This window comes from Ancylomarina sp. YFZ004, assembly GCF_054254355.1.
Map to the genome: position 1 here is coordinate 16,760 of NZ_JBTCHQ010000005.1, position 19,115 is coordinate 35,874.

12 protein-coding genes and 1 riboswitch are annotated in these 19,115 nt (G+C 36.4%); of the genes, 7 read left to right on the forward strand and 5 right to left on the reverse strand.

The annotated features are described in order from the left end of the window. Positions 1-57: 57 nt before the first annotated feature. The 3 genes from ACXR6G_RS09635 to ACXR6G_RS09645 form a co-directional block, all read right to left on the reverse strand. Complete coding sequence (locus ACXR6G_RS09635) at positions 58-3,324, reverse strand: S41 family peptidase (protein WP_458361216.1); 3,267 nt, start codon at positions 3,322-3,324, stop codon at positions 58-60. A 279-nt stretch (positions 3,325-3,603) separates the two neighbouring features. Continuing rightward, on the reverse strand, positions 3,604-4,122 hold the full coding sequence (locus ACXR6G_RS09640; protein WP_458361217.1) for a GNAT family N-acetyltransferase: 519 nt from the start codon (positions 4,120-4,122) through the stop codon (positions 3,604-3,606). Positions 4,123-4,268: 146 nt separating this feature from the next. Then, entirely contained in the window at positions 4,269-4,979 is a 711-nt protein-coding gene (locus ACXR6G_RS09645; protein WP_458361218.1) for a hypothetical protein, read from the reverse strand. Between the two features lie 452 nt (positions 4,980-5,431). Next, a riboswitch (SAM riboswitch) is annotated at positions 5,432-5,537 on the forward strand. A 436-nt stretch (positions 5,538-5,973) separates the two neighbouring features. Between ACXR6G_RS09645 and ACXR6G_RS09650 the strand changes: the two genes are divergently transcribed. The 7 genes from ACXR6G_RS09650 (at position 5,974) to ACXR6G_RS09680 (ending at position 17,445) form a co-directional block, all read left to right on the forward strand. After that, a complete protein-coding gene (locus tag ACXR6G_RS09650; protein ID WP_458361219.1) occupies positions 5,974-7,290 on the forward strand; it encodes an O-acetylhomoserine aminocarboxypropyltransferase/cysteine synthase family protein in 1,317 nt (438 codons plus the stop codon). A gap of 110 nt (positions 7,291-7,400) precedes the next feature. Beyond that, positions 7,401-8,414, forward strand: a complete 1,014-nt coding sequence (locus ACXR6G_RS09655; RefSeq protein ID WP_458361220.1) for a homoserine O-acetyltransferase family protein — start codon at positions 7,401-7,403, stop codon at positions 8,412-8,414. Between the two features lie 9 nt (positions 8,415-8,423). Further along, complete coding sequence (locus tag ACXR6G_RS09660; protein ID WP_458361221.1) at positions 8,424-9,614, forward strand: homoserine dehydrogenase; 1,191 nt, start codon at positions 8,424-8,426, stop codon at positions 9,612-9,614. Positions 9,615-9,733: 119 nt separating this feature from the next. Continuing rightward, on the forward strand, positions 9,734-11,041 hold the full coding sequence (locus ACXR6G_RS09665) for an aspartate kinase (RefSeq protein ID WP_458361222.1): 1,308 nt from the start codon (positions 9,734-9,736) through the stop codon (positions 11,039-11,041). Between the two features lies 1 nt (position 11,042). Further along, positions 11,043-14,696, forward strand: coding sequence for a methionine synthase (gene metH, locus ACXR6G_RS09670; RefSeq protein WP_458361223.1), 3,654 nt, complete (start codon positions 11,043-11,045; stop codon positions 14,694-14,696). A gap of 81 nt (positions 14,697-14,777) precedes the next feature. Next, the gene (locus ACXR6G_RS09675) at positions 14,778-15,737 is read left to right on the forward strand and encodes a methylenetetrahydrofolate reductase (RefSeq protein WP_458361224.1); all 960 of its coding nucleotides are present in this window, start codon (positions 14,778-14,780) and stop codon (positions 15,735-15,737) included. Between the two features lie 952 nt (positions 15,738-16,689). After that, on the forward strand, positions 16,690-17,445 hold the full coding sequence (locus ACXR6G_RS09680; protein WP_458361225.1) for a hypothetical protein: 756 nt from the start codon (positions 16,690-16,692) through the stop codon (positions 17,443-17,445). Positions 17,446-17,558: 113 nt separating this feature from the next. On the opposite strand, the gene ACXR6G_RS09685 is transcribed toward ACXR6G_RS09680, so the two are convergent. Continuing rightward, positions 17,559-18,512: a 2-hydroxyacid dehydrogenase gene (locus ACXR6G_RS09685; RefSeq protein ID WP_458361226.1), complete on the reverse strand. Its 954-nt coding sequence runs from the start codon at positions 18,510-18,512 to the stop codon at positions 17,559-17,561. Positions 18,513-18,612: 100 nt separating this feature from the next. Beyond that, complete coding sequence (locus ACXR6G_RS09690; protein ID WP_458361227.1) at positions 18,613-19,107, reverse strand: hypothetical protein; 495 nt, start codon at positions 19,105-19,107, stop codon at positions 18,613-18,615. Between the last annotated feature and the right edge of the window lie 8 nt (positions 19,108-19,115).

A 19,115-nucleotide genomic window follows, 5' to 3' on the forward strand; every position in this document is an offset into this window, starting at 1 on the left:
TAAAATCAACCATGCTCCTCTTTTGTGGAAGGAATCATGGTCTAAACAAACTATTATTTATTTTAGGCCTTCAAGTAGATGCTCAACAGCTTTCTGTAGTTGTTGATCCTTACCTTCAGTGACCAGTTCAAATTTATTTTCTACTCTAATATCTGGCTCTATTTGCTGATTCTCGATATAGTCACCTTTCATATCCTTGATACCAACTTGTGGCATACCGAAGTATATACTCTTATCTTGTAGAGTTTCCCACCAAACAGCTGTCATTGTACCAGGAACAGGCATACCAATCAGCTTACCAATCTTTAAATACTGGTAAGCATATGGGAATGCACATGCGTCGGAATAGTTTCCTTCATTAATCAATACAGCAGATGGCTTCTTCCATTTCGACATAGGATCTGATCCCATTAATTGATCCCGAGGGCTGAATTTAGCATACTCTTTTCCACTTAAAAGGGTGATCAAGTCATCGTGTAACCAACCTCCACCGTTGAAACGTGTATCAACAATAATCGCATCGCGAGTACCATATTTACCTAGCATCTCAGAGTAAACTTTACGGAAACTTGCCGAGTTCATTCCCTTTACGTGAACGTAGCCAATACGGCCATTAGATAACTTATCACATTCTTTCTGACATTTCTTAACCCAACGTTCATATAAAAGATCTCCAGTATAAGAAATTGGCTTCACAATTTCATCCCAACGTTTTTTGCTTGTTGGATTGTATAGACTCAATAATACCTGCTTGCCTGCTTTGTGATTCAGAAGTGGGTAATAACTTTTGTCTTTATTTAAGCTTATGCCATCTATCTTTTCAATAATAACACCAGCTTTTATTTTAGATTCAGCTTTATGTAGTGGCCCTTTTTCAAGAACCTCAGCAATTTTGAGACCATCACCATTATAGTTCCAATCGAAGAAAGCACCCAGTTTTGCCGTTTTGTCACCATTGTCTGAACTTGCTCTGTAACCAGATCCTGTATGTGATGCGTTTAATTCACCCAACAATTCACTTAGCATTTCTGCGTAGTCGTAATTATTAGAAATATGAGGTAGAAATCGCTTGTATTCTTCTTTATAGAAATCCCAATCCACACCATGTAGTTTTGGATCATAAAATTTCTTCTTCATCTGACGCCATACATGCTCAAACATATACTCACGTTCAGCGGCTTTGTCAAGATACATTTCAGCATTATAGCTAATGTTCTTACGCTTGTTGCTAGCAACATCAACTTTGATAATGCTACGACCTGACATTAAGAAAAGATTTTTAGCATCTTTGTCGAATTGCATAGCACCTCCGCCACCTTTAAGATCCAGAATCTTTTTAGTTTCATTTTTAACTAAATCGTTAACCCAAAGGTCGTATCCACCTTCGAACTTACTTAAGTAGAATAGTTTTTTTCCATCAGGAGTAAGAATGGCATCGGAAAGTCTGGAAGGATTAATCGTTAGACAAACTTGACGATCTTCTAAACCAGAAAATTCGATTTTTAAAGGTTCGTCTTTCTTCTCATCTTTTTTGTCGTCTTTCTTCTTGTCTTTTTTACCTTTCTTTTTTTCGTCTTTTTTATTCTCAGTATCCTCTTTTTTCTTTTTGGCTTCTTTCTCAATCTCATCTTTTAACTCGCGTTCTTCTTTTGATAATTTAAAATCGTCGTAAGCTTTTTGAGTAAAGAACTGAGCATATACATCGCTTTGAGATCCCCAACTACCGTGACTTCTAAAACCACGTTTGTCAGTGAACCAAATCATAGCCTTCCCTTTTAGAGACCATCTGGCTTCGTTATCAGAGTAACCGCTTTCTGTAATATTCCTGATCGTTTTATTGCCCTGAGCATCTACTAAAGCGACGTCGGACATAAATAAGGTATGAGGGTAAAAGTTGACTAAAAACCATTTGCTATCAGGTGACCAATCGTAATGCTGATCCCCATCGCTATAGGAGTAGTTCCATTTTCCTTCAAGGATAGTACGAACTTTTTTACTTTCCAGATTAATAACTTTTAGTATAACACGCTCTTCAAGGAAAGCAACTTCTTTACCATCAGGTGAGAATTTAGCTTGGAAGGTTTCTGGTGTAGACTCTAAAACGACTTCTTCCTTCAAAAGGGTTGAATTTGCAAAATTCATTTCAACATCGCGAACAACTTTAGTTTGATAAAGGTTCCAGCTTCCATTTCTTTCTGATGCATAAAGCAAGGCCTTACCATCGGGACTGAAACTTACACCACGTTCTTGTTCTGGCGTATTGGTAATTCGTTTCGTTGTTCCATATTCTACCGAAGTAACAAAGACTTCACCACGTATAATAAAAGCAACTTCTTTTCCGTCAGGAGAAACAGACATTTCACCAGCCCCACCTCTCATTTGCTTATAAACAATAGGGTTTTCTTTGCTATCCGCATTGATGTTAATTTCTATCTTATTGGCTTTGCCATTTGCAGCTTGAGTGTAGATGTCACCATTATAAGAATAAGCTAAAGTATTATTCTTGGAAATTGTGATGAAACGAACAGGGTGTTTCTCAAATTGAGTAACCTGAGTTAATGCTGAAGCATCGTTGACAGGAGCTTTCCAAATATTCATACTTCCTGTTTTCTCAGAAAGGTAATAAACGTCCTTATTATCAGAACTGAATATTGGGTTTAAGTCTTCACCTTTAAATGAAGAGAATTTTTTATGTTTTTTGTTATTAACATCATAAATCCAAATGTCACGAGTTACAGCCGAAGTGTGATGTTTTCTCCACTGATTTTCGTATCCTTTTTGATCCTGATAAAGCAGTAAGCTTTTATCTGAACTGTAACTAGCAAATAGAGCTGGAGAAGTCAGAATCTGATTTTCGCGTCCACCATCTACAGATATACTATATAGTTCAGGTACTCCGCCTGATGGAAACATGGCATTTTCTGGAGTATCACTAATAAGTCCTGAGAATAAGATGTGTTTCCCATCTGGTGTAAAGCTACTTGGTTTTTCATTCCCCGAATTAAAAGTAATTCGGTTTGGACTTCCTCCTTCAACTGGAATCGTGAAAATATCAAAGTTTCCAAAACGATCAGAAGCAAATGCAATTGTTTTGCCATCAGGTGACCAAACAGGTTGCGTGTCGTATGAAGAATTTGAAGTAAGAGCAGTCGCCATCCCTCCATCTGAGTTTACTTTGAATATATCTCCTTTATATTGGAAAACTAATGTTGTTCCATTTGGAGAAATTGCAGGATAGCGAAGCCAAGTTGGAGTTTCAGCACCTAAAAGACTTTTTGCAAGTGCAACTAAAAAAGTTGTAATGAAAAATAACTTTTTGATCATGTCTCAGTTTGTTGATTAAAAATAGAATGAAAAGCAGTTTATCTAAAGAAAGATAATATGCAAACTCGATTTCTTATCATATACTATGCCAGAAGGTGTATTGTTCAGTATTACAGGGTGTAATGATTTTAGAGCTTCTTTTGTATTTGTTCGTAGACGAACAAAGGGTGTACGGTTTCGTACTCTATGCAGAAAGGCTACTTTAATTAGCTTGTATTATATGCTTAATAGAAAATACTGTTTGTTAGAATCTTTACAATAATATGAAATTATTGTAATTTATAAATTCTTGAATTCTTTTGGATAAACGACACATCCAGAAACACTATCAAGATTCCCTTTTTGTAACTCAATAGCCATATAATTGGCATCTGGAACTTCGAAAGGGCATGTGATTTGAAATTGACTTGCTGGTTTGAAATCAAAACGAGGGTAATAGTTTTCGTGGCCTAAAACAACAACTGATTTGTAACCTAGTTTTGTGGCTTTTTGTAGTCCCTTATTTATCAATTGAGAACCAATTCCTAAGCCTTGGAATTCAGGAATAACTGCCATTGGAGCTAGAGCTAAAGATTCAAATTCTTCTGTATCATTTTTTATAGCAATTTTACTAAAAAGAATGTGTCCAATAATTTCATTTCCCATACAAGCAACCAAAGATAAATCTTTAATGAAGTTTTGATTCTTTCTTAGCTTGACGATTAAATTTCCCTCAGCTTCTTGTCCAAATGCCATGTCGTTTAGCGTTGATATGGCAGATATGTCATTTTTGTGTTCAGGACGGATTTGGATATTCATCGTTTGATATTTTAGGTTCAGAATCGCGATCAATATACGAAAGAAAAGATGCAAATGAGATTAACTGATTCTAATCTCAAACTTAAGCCACTTTAGTATGGTGCCAAAATAGAGATAGGGGCAGCTATGAAATGGATTTGACTGATCTATAAATCCAATTGAACTCCAACTAGCAATCGAGGCATCCATTTTGGTTGATCGATTGCTTTGTTGGCGTCTTTATATCGGAACTTAGTATCAGTATCTTCGTTTGTGCGAGCATTTACGTTATCATTATCAGGATAATATGCTGTATCATGACCTTTCAATTTAGCTGATAGAAAGTAGTCTAATCCTCCGGTAATCACTAGTTTTAGATTGTCCGAGATTTTGTAGTGACTCTCTAGTCCGCCACCAAATCCATATTGAGAGGAGGTCACGTCGAAATCTTCATTGCCCCCAATATATTTAAAATTTCCTTTAAATTTCGAGTAGCGAGGCCCTATAAACCAGTATGATGATGAATTCCCCATCAAGGTAATTGGCTTTAATAAGTCAATTCTCATATCAATATTATGCCCTTTTTCCTCAGGAACACCATTTGTTGCATTATTAATAAAAATACGACGAGCATCCGATGAATTACCAGGATTTAACCATGTATATCCAACCCCCAGTCGAATATCAAAAGGGAAATCTTCTGAAAAATTATTAAACACTAGATTTGCACCTAAACCAAATCCTCTGTTTAATCCTGTCATAAATTGGAAGTCTGTTTTTTCTTTAAAAGGAGTTTGTTTCTGTGCATTAGCCACGGAAAATGGTATGATTGTCAGGAATAATAATAGTAACTTAAGCTGAATCTTAGACTGTATCATAATCATATAATAAATTTAGAGGTTTGGTATATAACGAGTTGAAGCAGTGTATATTGTCTGGTTGTATTATAAGGATTATAATTGATTTATATTTCCTGAGATTTTTTGCTCTAAATTGATATAGGACTTGGGCTTATATGATCCTTAAATTTATCAATTTTTCAGTGTCACGTGAGGTGTTTTCCTATTGCCGCTTGGGATGTGATTGAATATCAATATCCAACTTTACAGCCTATTTTGGTATAAATTATCATTCTACACAGGTGTAAGCTGTCAGTGATTTTAATTTCAGAAAATAACAAAGTGTGTTATCGTGCTGTAATATAGCTGAATAGTGTCGTTTGAAATTGCTTGTTTAGAGATGAAGTGAGGATGTTTGATTTGGATATTAAAAAAACATATCTACATTTGCTCACAGTTATAAGAGAAGAAACCTCGATTTTAGAGGCCATAATTTATACAGAAGAAGTGAGAGACAGGCTCTGTGACCTTCTGACAACCGCGGTACCAAAACCGAAAGGTGTCAAATCCTGACCAAGTAATTGGTGAATATAAATTAGAAACTATGAAGACAGAAAATCATTACATCCATCAGGTAGCTCTTCAAGAGCTAAGTTTACATTTGCAATCCCATAGCACATCTACACAGGTGATGCGAATGCAAATGATGATGCGTATGCTGTAACGCATTCTGTCTATAAAATTTCCCCTTTTTTAGATGCTAGTGCGTATAAAATAACTCCGATGCGGGAACTCAAAAACCTTTACATTTTGTGATTTATTCTTTCTAATCTAGTTGATTAGGATTTAGAATTGTACAATCTTTTTTAATTAAGCTTTATAGGCTTAACTACCTTGTACCTCAAACTGCTAAGTTTTTGTGCCAATGTGAGTCAGTATACCTACACTCACCTTATTATTTCAAATCCATATTAAGACAATCGGAAAGTGATATTTCTTAAGGGGAATACTCCATCCAAAAAATAAGATAGCTATGTCTAAGAATTTAAGATACGAAACACTACAAATACACGCAGGTCAGGAAGTTGATGCAACAACAAACTCGAGAGCGGTACCTATATATCAAACTACAGCCTATACATTCAACGATTCGAAGCATGCAGCAGACCTTTTTGGTTTGAAAGCATTTGGAAATATTTATACCCGTTTACAAAACCCAACTAACGATGTTTTCGAGAAGCGAATTGCTGCTCTAGAAGGCGGTGTTGCTGCAGTAGCAACAGGATCTGGTCAGGCTGCACAGTTCTTAGCTTTAACCAACATTCTTGAGTGCGGAGATAATTTTGTGAGTGCTGCTCAGGTCTACGGTGGAACATATAATCAATTCAAAGTTCAATTTAAACGTTTAGGTATTGAATGTCGATTTGTTGATATCGATGAGTCAGAAACAATTGTGCCCTTGATTGATGAGAATACCAAAGCGATTTATGTAGAAGCTTTGCCTAACCCAAAGTTCTCAATTCCTGATTTTGAAAAGGTTTCAGCTATTGCCAAAAAGTATGATTTGCCACTGATCGTGGATAATACACTCGGAGCAGCAGGATACCTTTTCCGCCCGATTGATCATGGAGCAAATGTGGTTGTTCAATCTGCAACCAAATGGATTTGTGGGCATGGAACCGCAGTAGGAGGAGTAATTGTTGATGGTGGAAATTACAATTGGGGCAATGGGAAATTCCCTCAATTCTCTGAACCATCTGATGGTTACCATGGACTTGTATTTTGGGATGTTTTTGGTTCGGATGGACCATTTGGAAATATTGCTTTTGCAATTCGTGCTCGAGTTGAGGGCTTAAGAGATTATGGTTGTTCGCAAAGTCCATTCAATTCATTCTTGTTGTTGCAAGGATTAGAAACATTATCACTTCGTCTTGATCGTCATGTTGAAAATGCATATGCTTTAGCAAAATGGTTAGAGGTACAAGATTGGGTTGAAAAAGTGAATTTCCCTGGTTTACCATCTAGTCCATACTATGAAAGAGCAAAGAAATACTTTACGAAAGGAGCTGGATCAGTTCTGACTTTTAAAGTAAAAGGAGGAAAAGAAGTTGCTGACAAATTGGTAGATGGAGTCGAACTACTTTCTCATGTTGCCAATCTTGGAGATGCCAAAACCTTAATCATTCATCCAAGTTCAACAACACATGAGCAGTTGAGTTTGGAAGAACAAAAAGACTCCGGAGTTGAACCAGGACTATTGAGAATCTCAGTGGGTATCGAGCATATTGAAGATATAAAAGCAGATATCAAACAATCTGTAGAGAAGGCAATATTAGAGATAGTTGATTAGTGGCAACAATTTCAGTTAGTCTGAGTCTTCATAAAAACTTAGACCAACTGGATTGCCTTCTTCAAAACCCTTTTGCATAGTATAGTTTGATACAATAAAAACAAAACAAAGTGAATCCAAAATATTTCAATTATAAAGCTGGTTTAGTCTTGGAGTCCGGAGAACGACTCGAAGGTATCACCATTGCTTATCACACTTATGGGGAGTATAATCCTCAGAAGAATAATGTGATATGGGTTTGCCATGCTCTCACAGCCAATTCTGATGTGTTTGATTGGTGGGCAGGCTTGTTTGGCGAAGAAGATTTCTTTAATCCCAAGGAGCACTTTATTGTTTGTGCTAATGTTTTGGGATCTTGTTATGGCAGTACGGGGCCTTTAAGCGAAAATCCAAATACAGGAAAACCATTTTACCATGAGTTTCCACAACTGACAGTTCGTGACTTGGTTGCAGCTCACGAATTATTACGAATCGAATTGGGAATTGAAAAAATTCATACGTTGATTGGAAGCTCTCTGGGAGGGATGCAAGCTTTAGAATGGGCTTACAATTTGAATGGACATTTGGAGCATTTGGTTTTTCTGGCCAGTAATGCACAGCATTCGCCTTGGGGAATTGCCTTTAACGAATCGCAAAGAATGGCCATTGCAGTTGATCCAACTTGGAAGGAATCAACAAATGAAGCAGGTTTGGAAGGGATGAAAACGGCACGATCGATTGCTTTATTGAGTTATCGGAATTATCAGACCTATCAGGATACGCAAAGTGAAACTGAACATGATAAGCAGGATGATTTTAAAGCTAGTTCTTATCAAAACTACCAAGGACTGAAGTTGGCTAATCGTTTCAATGCTTATTCCTATTGGCAGTTGTCAAAAATAATGGATGGGCATAATATAGGACGAGGGCGAACTTCACCAGCTCATGCATTAAGTCAGATTAAAGTGAAGACTTTGGTTATTGGAGTTGAGTCCGATTTATTATTCCCGGTGGCAGAACAAAAATTTGTTGCTCAAAATATTCAAGGAGCTCAATATGCTGAGATTCGTTCTTTATATGGACACGACGGGTTTTTATTGGAACAAAAACAATTAACAAAGGTTATTCAATCATTTTATAAATAGAACATTGTAATGAGTAAGAAATTAAAAATTGGTGTATTTGGTTTTGGAGTTGTGGGTTCTGGTTTGGCTCATGTTTTGAAAAACTCTAAGGGGCTCGATGCCTCAATTGTAAAAGTTTGCGTGAAAGATCCATCGAAAGAACGTGATTTAGCACCAGAGGTTTTGACTTTGAATCCTGATGATATTTTGAATGATCCTGAAATTAATGTTGTTGCTGAATTAATTGATGATGCTGATGAAGCCTATCGTATCGTGAAAACGGCTCTTCAGAATGGGAAGCATGTTGTTTCTGCAAATAAAAAGATGTTAGCCTATCATATTGAAGAGTTGATTCAACTGCAATGGGAGAATAAGGTTTCATTCCTTTACGAAGCATCGGCTTGTGGTAGTATTCCTATCATCCGTAATCTGGAAGAGTATTACGACAATGATCTACTTCAATCAGTGAGTGGTATTTTGAATGGTTCATCGAACTATATTTTGACTAAGATTTTTAATGAAAACCTTGATTATAATGTAGCCTTAAAGCAAGCGCAGGATTTAGGTTTTGCTGAGAGTGATCCAACTTCTGATGTTGAAGGTTTCGATACGCTTTATAAGTTAATCATTCTCACTGTTCACGGATTTGGATTATTTGTTCACCCCGATCAGGTATTTAATATTGGTATTTCAAGATTATCTGCTCACGATATTCAGCTGGCTTCTCAGAAAGACTACAAAATTCGTTTACTTGGTAAAGTAACTAAGGTGAATGGAAATCATGTGAATTTATTGGTTGCACCCAAGTTTGTAAAACCTACAGAGCATGCTTATACCGTAGAAGATCACTATAACGGCGTTTTAATTCAAGGAAATTTCTACGACAATCAGTTTATGTATGGGAAAGGAGCGGGTTCTCATCCAACAGGATCGGCAGTGCTTTCAGATATTACAGCTTTGGCTTATAATTACAAGTATGAATATAAGAAGTTGAAGTATTATGGAGGTCTGGAATATACCAATGATATGTCAGTTCAGATTTACCTGAGGTATACCCAGAAGGAAGATTTAGATCTTTTTGAGTTTACTGAAGTTAGTGAATCGCTAACCGGGCAAGATTTCAACTATGTTATAGGTAAGATCAATCTTTCAAGTCTGATGAAGATTAAGAATCAGTTGATTGATAAGGATATTTTCCTGGCCTATTTGGGTGATGAATAATTTTTTCTTGTTAATAATTATCAGATGAATAATTAGGTATAATGTGAATTTATCTGATAAGTTCAGATGACACATTTACTTTTCTACTCATTTACACATTCACAATTCATCACATTAACATGATCATATATAAGTTTGGAGGGGTATCAGTAAAAGATGCAGCTGCCATAAAAAATATTAGTAAAATTATAGGAGAGATTAAAGAACCTCTAGCGGTTGTGGTTTCTGCAATTGGTAATACGACCAATTTGTTAGAGGGAATTATTGATGCACATTACTCAGGGAAAGCTAATGTTAACGCGTTGTTGGAAGAATTGAAGGCAAAACACTTAACTCTTACGCTTGATTTATTCGATGAGTTCCCACAAGATTTATTAGATAAACTTCAGTCGTTTTTTTTAGAAATTGAGCATCGATTATCTAAACCTTTTAGTGAGTCTTTCAATTTTGAATACGATCAGCTAATTGCATATGGAGAATTGTTATCAACGACTATAGTTTCGGCTTACTTAAATAAAACAGGACAAGTTAATGAGTGGGTTGATATAAGAACTTGCTTAGATGCTGATGACAAATACCGTGATGCTAATATTCGTTGGGATAGTTCGGAGAAAAAAGTTCAAGATAGATTCAAAACAGAGAATAACTCACTTTATATCACACAAGGTTTTATTGCTTCTGATTTTAAAGGGAATACCTGTTCTTTAGGTCGTGAAGGATCTGATTATACGGCAGCTATTTTAGCTTATATTCTGAATGCAGAAAAAATGATTATCTGGAAAGATGTTCTGGGTGTTTTAAATGCCGATCCAGATTACTTCTCTAATACAACCAAGCTCGATTTGATTCCTTATCAAGAAGCTATTGAGTTGTCATATTATGGAGCAAGTGTGATTCACCCTAAAACAATCAAGCCTCTTCAGGCAAAAGAAATTCCTTTACGGGTAAAATCTTTTATTAAGCCTAAAGAAGAAGGTACTTTAATCACAAAAGGGGAACTGCCTCAGCCATTATTGCCTAACTTTATAGTAAAGAAGAAGCAGGTTTTGATCAGTATCAAGCCTCATAACTTTTCTTTTATTGGCGAGAACGATTTGTTTTTCGTATTTTCTTTAATTAATAAGTATGGTGTAAAACTGAACTTTACGCAGAATACCGCCGTGAGCTTTGTGTTTTGTGTTAGCCATTCTTTCCGATTCATCAATGATTTAATTGATGATCTGAAATTAAAATATGATGTAGAACGCGAAGATGGTTTGGAGTTGATAACAATTCGACATTATACACCTGATACGATTGCTGAAATTACTCAAAATCATCAGATATTAATTGAGCAAAAAAATAAGAATACCGCTATATTTCTAAGTCAAGGCAGTCAGGAAACACCTCTTGAGAACTGTTGCTGTTTACAAGATAAAAAACAATAAGATGACATCGATAAAGGACAGATTAAAGGATCAGATTTTGGTGTTGGATGGAGCGATGGGAACCATGATTCAGGCTTTTGAATTATCTGAATCTGATTTTCGTGGAGAGCGTTTTGCCAATTCGAGATTTGATCAGAAAGGGCATAATGACTTATTGACACTTACTAAGCCTGAGATCATTAAATCAATCCATAAAGATTTCTTGAAAGCAGGAGCTCATATTATTGAAACCAATACGTTTAATTCCAATGCTATTTCGCTTATCGATTACGGATTGGAAGATTTGGCTTACGAATTAAATTTTGAAGCGGCTAAGAACGCCCGTGAAGTTGTCAATGAAATTCTTAAGGAAGATCTTTCAATTCCACGTTGGATAGCAGGTGCAATTGGACCTACCAATAAAACAGCATCCATGTCGCCTAAGGTTGAAGATCCGGGTTATCGCGATGTGAATTTTGATGATTTGGTTAAGATTTATACTGAGCAAATTAATGGATTGATTGATGGTGGGGTTGATGTTTTATTGATAGAAACCATATTCGATACACTGAATGCTAAGGCTGCTGTTTTTGCTGCTGATGAGATACTCAATGAGAGAGGGCTTGATATGCCTATTATGCTTTCAGGTACAATTACGGATAATAGTGGAAGAACACTTTCGGGTCAAACACTCGAGGCTTTTGTGACTTCGATGAAATCGGATCGACTTTTAAGCTTAGGCCTTAATTGTGCTTTTGGAGCAAAGGATCTGGTTCCTTATATCGAACAATTAGATAAGCTGATTCCAGTCTATGTGAGTGTGTATCCCAATGCAGGCTTACCAAACGAATTAGGCGAGTACGACGAAACGCCACAAACAATGACTTCTGACCTTCATATTCTATTGAAGGGTGAGAAGATTAATATTGTGGGTGGATGTTGCGGTACAAGACCTGAGCATATTCGCGCATTGGCTGAGGCGGTGAAAGGTGAAAAGCCTCGTCAGTTACCTACTATAGAACCCGAAACCCGTTTGAGTGGATTGGAGATGTTAAGAATTAACTCGCTATCGAATTTTGTAAATGTCGGTGAACGAACTAACGTAGCAGGTTCTCGAAAATTTGCCAGATTGATAAGTGAAAAAAAATACGAAGAGGCTTTATCAATTGCTCGTAATCAGGTTGAGAATGGAGCTCAAATTATCGACATAAACATGGATGATGCCATGCTGGATGCTGAGGTAGAAATGGTTACTTTCTTGAAGCTTTTGGTTTCTGAACCTGAAATTTCTCGTGTCCCTATCATGATTGACTCATCAAAATGGTCGGTTCTTGAAGAAGGTTTAAAATGTGTGCAAGGTAAATGTGTGGTTAACTCTATTTCTATGAAAGAGGGTGAGGCTGAATTTGTCGCTCATGCACGGAAGATAAAAAGATATGGGGCCGCGGTTGTGGTTATGGCTTTCGACGAAAAAGGTCAGGCTGATACATATGAGCGACGCATCGAAATTTGCGGAAGAGCTTATGAAATATTAACCGAAGTTGTCAATTTCCCATCTGAGGATATCATTTTTGATCCAAATGTGTTGGCTATTGCTACAGGAATTGAGGAGCATAACAATTATGCTGTCGATTTTATTAAAACGGTAGCTTGGATTAAGGCCAATCTACCATATGCGAAGATTAGTGGCGGGATTAGTAATCTATCGTTCTCTTTTCGAGGGAATAATATGGTTCGCGAGGCCATGCATTCTGTCTTTCTTTATTATGCCATAAAGGAAGGTCTAGATATGGGTATTGTTAATCCGGGAATGTTGCAGATTTACGATGAGATTGAACCTGAACTTCTAAAGCGAGTTGAAGATGTTGTTCTCAATCGTCATACTGAAGCTACAGAGCAATTGATTGAGTTTGCCGAGAATGTGAAATCGGAAGGCAAAACCCAAGTGAAGATTGATGCTTGGAGAGAGAAGCCTGTAAAAGAGCGTTTATCTTATTCTTTGGTAAAAGGAATAACGGATTATATCGATGCCGATGCTGAAGAAGCTCGTCAGCTCTATCCGAGAGCTCTTGAAGTGATTGAATGTCCTTTGATGGATGGGATGAATATTGTTGGTGATCTCTTTGGTGAAGGAAAGATGTTTTTGCCGCAGGTGGTTAAATCTGCCAGAGTCATGAAAAAAGCAGTGGCTTACCTTCAACCTTTTATCGAAGAGGAGAAAAAAGGATTAGCAGCAAGTAATGCTGGCAAAATTCTAATGGCAACTGTTAAAGGTGACGTTCACGATATCGGTAAAAATATTGTTGGTGTTGTATTGGGTTGCAATAATTTCGAGGTTATCGACCTAGGTGTTATGGTGACCTGTTCTAAAATATTAGAAGTAGCACTGGCTGAAAATGTCGATGCTATTGGTTTAAGTGGCTTGATAACACCATCGCTTGAAGAGATGGCTTTCGTCGCTAAAGAGATGGAACGTCTGGGTTTGACTATTCCCTTGGTGGTAGGTGGTGCAACAACTTCAGAATTGCATACAGCAGTGAAAATCGAACCCAACTATTCGGGTGGCGTGGTCTATGTTAGCGATGCTTCAAAATCGGTTGGTGTATTCAAAAGTTTATGCAATAAAGATAAGCGAGAAACCTATTTGAAAGAGGTTCACATTAGGTACGATGATATTCGTGAGGCTTATGCTAAAGAAAAACCTGCAGAGTATTTCACCATAGAACAGGCTCGTGCTAATAAAGAGAAAATTGATTGGAAAACATCTCCTATTTATAAGGCGAATAAACTTGGCTTGCAGGTCGAACGCAATTTACCAGTAAGCGAAATACGTAAGTATATCGATTGGACTTTCTTTTTTGTGGCTTGGGAGCTGAAGTGCATGTATCCTGAAATTATGGAAGATGCACAATATAAGGAGGAGGCTAAAAAACTATTCGACGATGCCAATTTGATGTTGGACGAGATTGAGGAGAAAAATCTGATTGAAGCAGCAGCCGTTTTTGGAATGTTCCCAGCCAATTCTAAAGGTGATGATATTATCATCTATTCCGATGAGGAAAGAAGTTCAGAGTTGACTCGATTTACTAATATACGCCAGCAAGAGAAGTTTACTAAAGGCTTAAGTAACCTTTGTTTATCAGACTTTGTTGCTCCGGTTGAATCGTGTCGTATTGACTATATTGGTGCATTTGTTGCCACTGCAGGATTAGGCATTGAAGAAAGTTTGGATGAATATGCCAAGGATTTGGATGATTATAAGAGTATCATGCTTAAAATTCTTGCTGATAGATTGGCAGAAGCCTATACCGAATTACTTCACGATAGAGTTAGAAGTCAAGATTGGGGATATGCTCCAAACGAGGACCTAACAATCCAAGAGAAGCTTCGTGAGAAATATCAGGGTATTCGCCCAGCATTTGGTTATCCATCTTTACCAGAACATTCTGAAAAGAAAGTTCTTTGGGATTTCTTAAATGTGGAAGATAATATTGGCGCAACCCTTACTGAGAATTTTGCCATGTACCCAACCGCAACGGTAAGTGGTCTGTACTTTGCACATCCTGATGCACTTTATTTCAGTATAGGTAAAATTCAAGATGATCAGATTAAGGATTACGCCAAAAGAAGGAATATGAGTGAAGATCAAGCACAACAATATTTAAAATCATTATGAGATTTTGCACTTTAACTATTAACCAGTCAAGATGGTAGAGCCATAACTAAAAACTACCATCTTGATATTTTGAACTATAAAATGAAAGTAATTGACCATATAAACCAAGCCATAGAAAATAAAACCACACATTTTTCTTTTGAGCTGCTTCCTCCTCGCAAGGGGAATAGTATCTATAAAGTTTTTAATACTATTGATAAACTTAAGGAATTCGATCCTAAGTATATCAATATTACGTCTCATTGCGATGAGGTTATTTTTGCAGAATCTGGTAATGGAATTTTTCGGAAGAAAGTGATCAATAAACGCCCTGGAACAGTTGCTGTGGCCGCTGCGATTAAGAATAAATATAAGGTTACCGTTGTACCTCATGTTATTTGTCAGGGTTTTACACCTGAGGAAACTGAGAATGCTTTAATCGATCTAAATTTTCTTGATATTCAAGATCTCCTTCTTCTTAAAGGCGATTCTTCAAAGCGCCATGAGTTTGCATCTAAGGAATCTGGTCATAATTATGCCATTGATCTTATTGAGCAGGTTAATCAAGTGAATAGAGGCGATTATCTGGATGGTACACATACCGAAGCGTTCGAGACACCCTTCTCGTATGGAGTCGCCGGATATCCTGAGAAGCACGAAGGTGCTCCAAATTTGGACTCAGACATATTTTACTTAAAGCAAAAAGTGGATTCTGGAGCTGAGTATATTGTGACTCAGATGTTCTTCGATAATCAGAAATTCTTTGAGTTTGAAAAGAAAATTCGTGCTGCAGGTATTATGGTTCCATTGATTCCAGGAATAAAGCCGATTTCTGCTCTTAGCCAGTTGAATCTTTTACCTCAAGTTTTTAAGGTGGATATTCCTGAAGAATTAGCTGCTGAAGTTCGAAAATGTAAAAAGAATGAACATGTAAAAGCTCTTGGTACCGAATGGGGAATTCATCAGAGCAAGGAGCTTATAAAACATGGAGTGCCATCTTTGCACTTTTATTCTTTTATGGCGAGCAACTGTGTAAGGGATATCGCTAAGGTGATTTTTTAGTCTGCTTATATAGGGAAGTTTTAATCTTTAAAATTCCATCCGGGAATCCTGATTCAATTGTAGAAATAGGATTTTCGGTTTTTTGTTGAATCCGATACCTTATATTGATTGACCTTACTTTTAAGGATTCTTTTAAATTATTTATCCCTTTAAAGCTCCCTTTGTAACTTATTTTAATTCGTTATTATGTATGTTTTGAAGCTGTAGTTGTATTCTGCTATTCTGATATTTGGTGCTGTGTTCCTTTTGTAATGATTCAGATCATGTATGCTCTAAGCTCAGTATAATTGATTATCCTGAGTAATATTTCCTTTTTTAAACTAAAGCTATAATTAGACATATTAAAATAGATTTCTTATGTTTGCATCACACCTCTATGAGTACTTATGATAATAAGTATTCTGGAAGCGTTTATGTAATTAACCTTACTTTGATTGTTTCTTTAGAGAGTTGGAATGTTGATTTTTCTTGTTGATAAATTAGTTTCTGTAGGGTTAAATATCATCAGTAGATATTCAAAATTGCTTATCGGATGAGAAATCATCTTTGTTATGAACTTGTTTTTCTAATAGGGAAGTAATGATTTGATAAATGTAGTTCTCAAGATGAATAGTGGAGGATAAAAGAGTTTGATCGTATAGTGAAAATTAAGTATTGGATCTAATTTAATCATCATCGGAGCTTGTTGAATGTCTACAGTAAAAGATTAAGTTCTTAGCGGAGGGTGGTTTTTTACATACTGATAGTAAAAAGCGTGCATCTGATGACATTAAAGGGTCGTTGGAGGATTTAAAATCGTTATCAAATGTTCTGTTTGGCTTGTTTGTGAACGCAAAATTCGATTTTAAGCGTACATTGATATCTTGGGAGAAATGATGTTTGGTGGGAGTCGTTGGTTATCATGTATTATTGATTTTATTTAAAGCAGTATAATTCAAATCAATTATTTTAAATGGGTGTTTCATTTTATAAATTTAGACAAGAAGAACTTCCAGTAGTAGGGGAGTTACTCTTGCAGATGTTTGAGCGTGATCGGAATGCTTTTGAGAAGTTTTCTCCAGAGTATAAGGGAGAATTTTTGGAGATAGTTGAGAGCCAGATTATAAAGGTTTTGAATTTGACCCAAGCACCAAGATTGAGAGCAGAAATTAAGAGAAAGACGTCAGATTTATACCAGTGTGTAGATGAGATTATTCCCACCCTAGATTTGATTGCAGCCTATGCTAAAAGGGCGAATGCCGCTCTTACAGTAAAAGCTACAGATTTTGGTGTGATGCAGGCTAAGAAAGAAATTCGTAAAAGAAATATCGAAGGGGTTTGCACTAAAGTAAAAGTTGTAGAGCAAAACATAGCGAATAATCTGGAAGCTTTAAAAGAAAGAGGTTTCACCGAAGCTTTAGGTGCTGAGCTTAATAGCATGACTAGAAAAGCATATAGCCTTAATCTGTTACAGGAAGAGAAAATAAGAGATAAGAAACAATTGGTTGTCAATAATATGACTGAATACACACTTCTTTGGTGTTTTTTAAAGGATCTTTCAGAAACCGGAAGACTTCTAATGAAAGCAGATAAACAAAAATGTGATGGGTATAAATTTAGCCACATTATTAAGCAGGTTAGGAAAACAAAGCCTAATGCTGATATAACGAATTCAGAAGAACATATTAATAAAAAATCAAATCAGGACGTTGTGCTTGAACAAGTTTGATTCGGAATTAATATTAAGTGTGTAGTTGCACAAAAGCACCCTCTTTCGGGGTGCTTTACTTTTATATAAGTTTTTGTTTCCCCGCAGATATGCATGATCAGCGGGAATAAGATCTATGCGAATTTATCGATGATTTTTTGAGCAGTAACTTCAGATAATTTGATGTTTGATTCCTGAGTCCAACCTCCAACATGTGGACTTAAAAGCACATTCTCTGCATCAATTAAATATTTGAAATCATCTGGTAATTCATTGGCATGTAAATCTTCGAAAGATGTTTTTTCGTACTCCAATACATCGAGACATGCACCACGAACTTGACCTGTTTTAAGATGCTTCACCAAATCAGAAATTTTAACAATCTTCCCTCTGGCTGTGTTAATTAAGAAAAACGGTTTCTTGAATTTATTCAAGAAGTCATCGTTCACCATAAACATGGTTTCTTCAGTTTGAGGGATATGTAGGCTTAAAATATCACACTGATCGAAAAGATCCTGAAGTTGTTTTTCTTCACAATAATCAACTGAGTAATCGAATTTGTACTTATCGTAAGCGATTACTTTGCAACCAAAACCTTTAAGGCGTTGTGCAAAAGCATTGCCCATATTGCCATAGCCAATAATTCCAACCGTTTTGCCTTTGATTTCCAAGCCACGATTTTCTTCTCTTCTCCACATACCCTTACCGACCTCAGCATTACATCGGCACAGATTATTGAATAAACATAGAAGCATTCCTAGTGCATGTTCTCCTACAGCATCACGATTTCCTTCAGGCGCATTGAAACAAGTTATATCCTTACTTTCGGCATATGGCACATCAATATTCTCAAGACCAGCTCCCACACGACCTATAAATTTCAGGCGTGTTGCTTTATCAAGTTCTGTTCTTGTTAATTTGAATTTACTTCGAATAATAAAACCATCGAATTGATCGAAAATTGATAACATTTCTTCTTTTGTCAATTCAGGCGTATATTGGCAGTCGAAACCTGCCTCTTCCAACATTTCAAGTAATCGTGGGTGTGTTGAATCTATAAATAATACTCTCTGTTTTTCTTTGATCATCTTAGCTTAAATTCTTCTGTGCTTGTTTTTAGTTGATGTTTTTTAGAGGGAGTCCACATTGATGAATCATCATATCCTCAAATTAACACATCTTCTAATTTTAATCTAAATACACCACAAAACTAGCTCTATATCCTCTAACTTTCTTGTTCTCGTCACATATTTCGTAACCAAACATCAAGGATTTTACTTTTTTTCGAAGTTGAAGTTCTTTCTTATTCCAATACCATTCCTCTTTAAATTGGATGTTACCGATATTGTTCTCCTTGCCGTTCTTTTTAAGGATCGCCTTTATCTCAGATTTTGAGAGAAGATGATCGTCAAAATAATCATAGGCTTTTAATCGTCCACCCATAACTGCGTTGATAACATCTTTTGACATTGATTTGATATCGGTGTTCTCCAGGCATTTCGATTGCCAATCATCTTCAATGTCAGGATTCTTTATAAGAACCTCATAAGTGATAGGATTCGCAATATTCAGACCTTGAATTGGAGATGAGTTATTAGGATTTTGGCTACCAGAAGACTCACAAGATGTAAGAACGAGTGAGGCAAACAGAGCCATTAACATTAATGAGTTTGCCTTTTTCATGATGAAAG

What these genes read in the sequence shown, in the direction of transcription:
- ACXR6G_RS09685 (WP_458361226.1), bottom strand. Translation starts at nt 18,512, where the DNA reads ATGATCAAAGAAAAACAGAGAGTATTATTTATAGATTCAACACACCCA.
- ACXR6G_RS09665 (WP_458361222.1), top strand. Translation starts at nt 9,734, where the DNA reads ATGATCATATATAAGTTTGGAGGGGTATCAGTAAAAGATGCAGCTGCC.
- ACXR6G_RS09650 (WP_458361219.1), top strand. Translation starts at nt 5,974, where the DNA reads ATGTCTAAGAATTTAAGATACGAAACACTACAAATACACGCAGGTCAG.
- metH (WP_458361223.1), top strand. Translation starts at nt 11,043, where the DNA reads ATGACATCGATAAAGGACAGATTAAAGGATCAGATTTTGGTGTTGGAT.
- ACXR6G_RS09660 (WP_458361221.1), top strand. Translation starts at nt 8,424, where the DNA reads ATGAGTAAGAAATTAAAAATTGGTGTATTTGGTTTTGGAGTTGTGGGT.
- ACXR6G_RS09675 (WP_458361224.1), top strand. Translation starts at nt 14,778, where the DNA reads ATGAAAGTAATTGACCATATAAACCAAGCCATAGAAAATAAAACCACA.
- ACXR6G_RS09690 (WP_458361227.1), bottom strand. Translation starts at nt 19,107, where the DNA reads ATGAAAAAGGCAAACTCATTAATGTTAATGGCTCTGTTTGCCTCACTC.
- ACXR6G_RS09640 (WP_458361217.1), bottom strand. Translation starts at nt 4,122, where the DNA reads ATGAATATCCAAATCCGTCCTGAACACAAAAATGACATATCTGCCATA.
- ACXR6G_RS09635 (WP_458361216.1), bottom strand. Translation starts at nt 3,324, where the DNA reads ATGATCAAAAAGTTATTTTTCATTACAACTTTTTTAGTTGCACTTGCA.
- ACXR6G_RS09645 (WP_458361218.1), bottom strand. Translation starts at nt 4,979, where the DNA reads ATGATACAGTCTAAGATTCAGCTTAAGTTACTATTATTATTCCTGACA.
- ACXR6G_RS09680 (WP_458361225.1), top strand. Translation starts at nt 16,690, where the DNA reads ATGGGTGTTTCATTTTATAAATTTAGACAAGAAGAACTTCCAGTAGTA.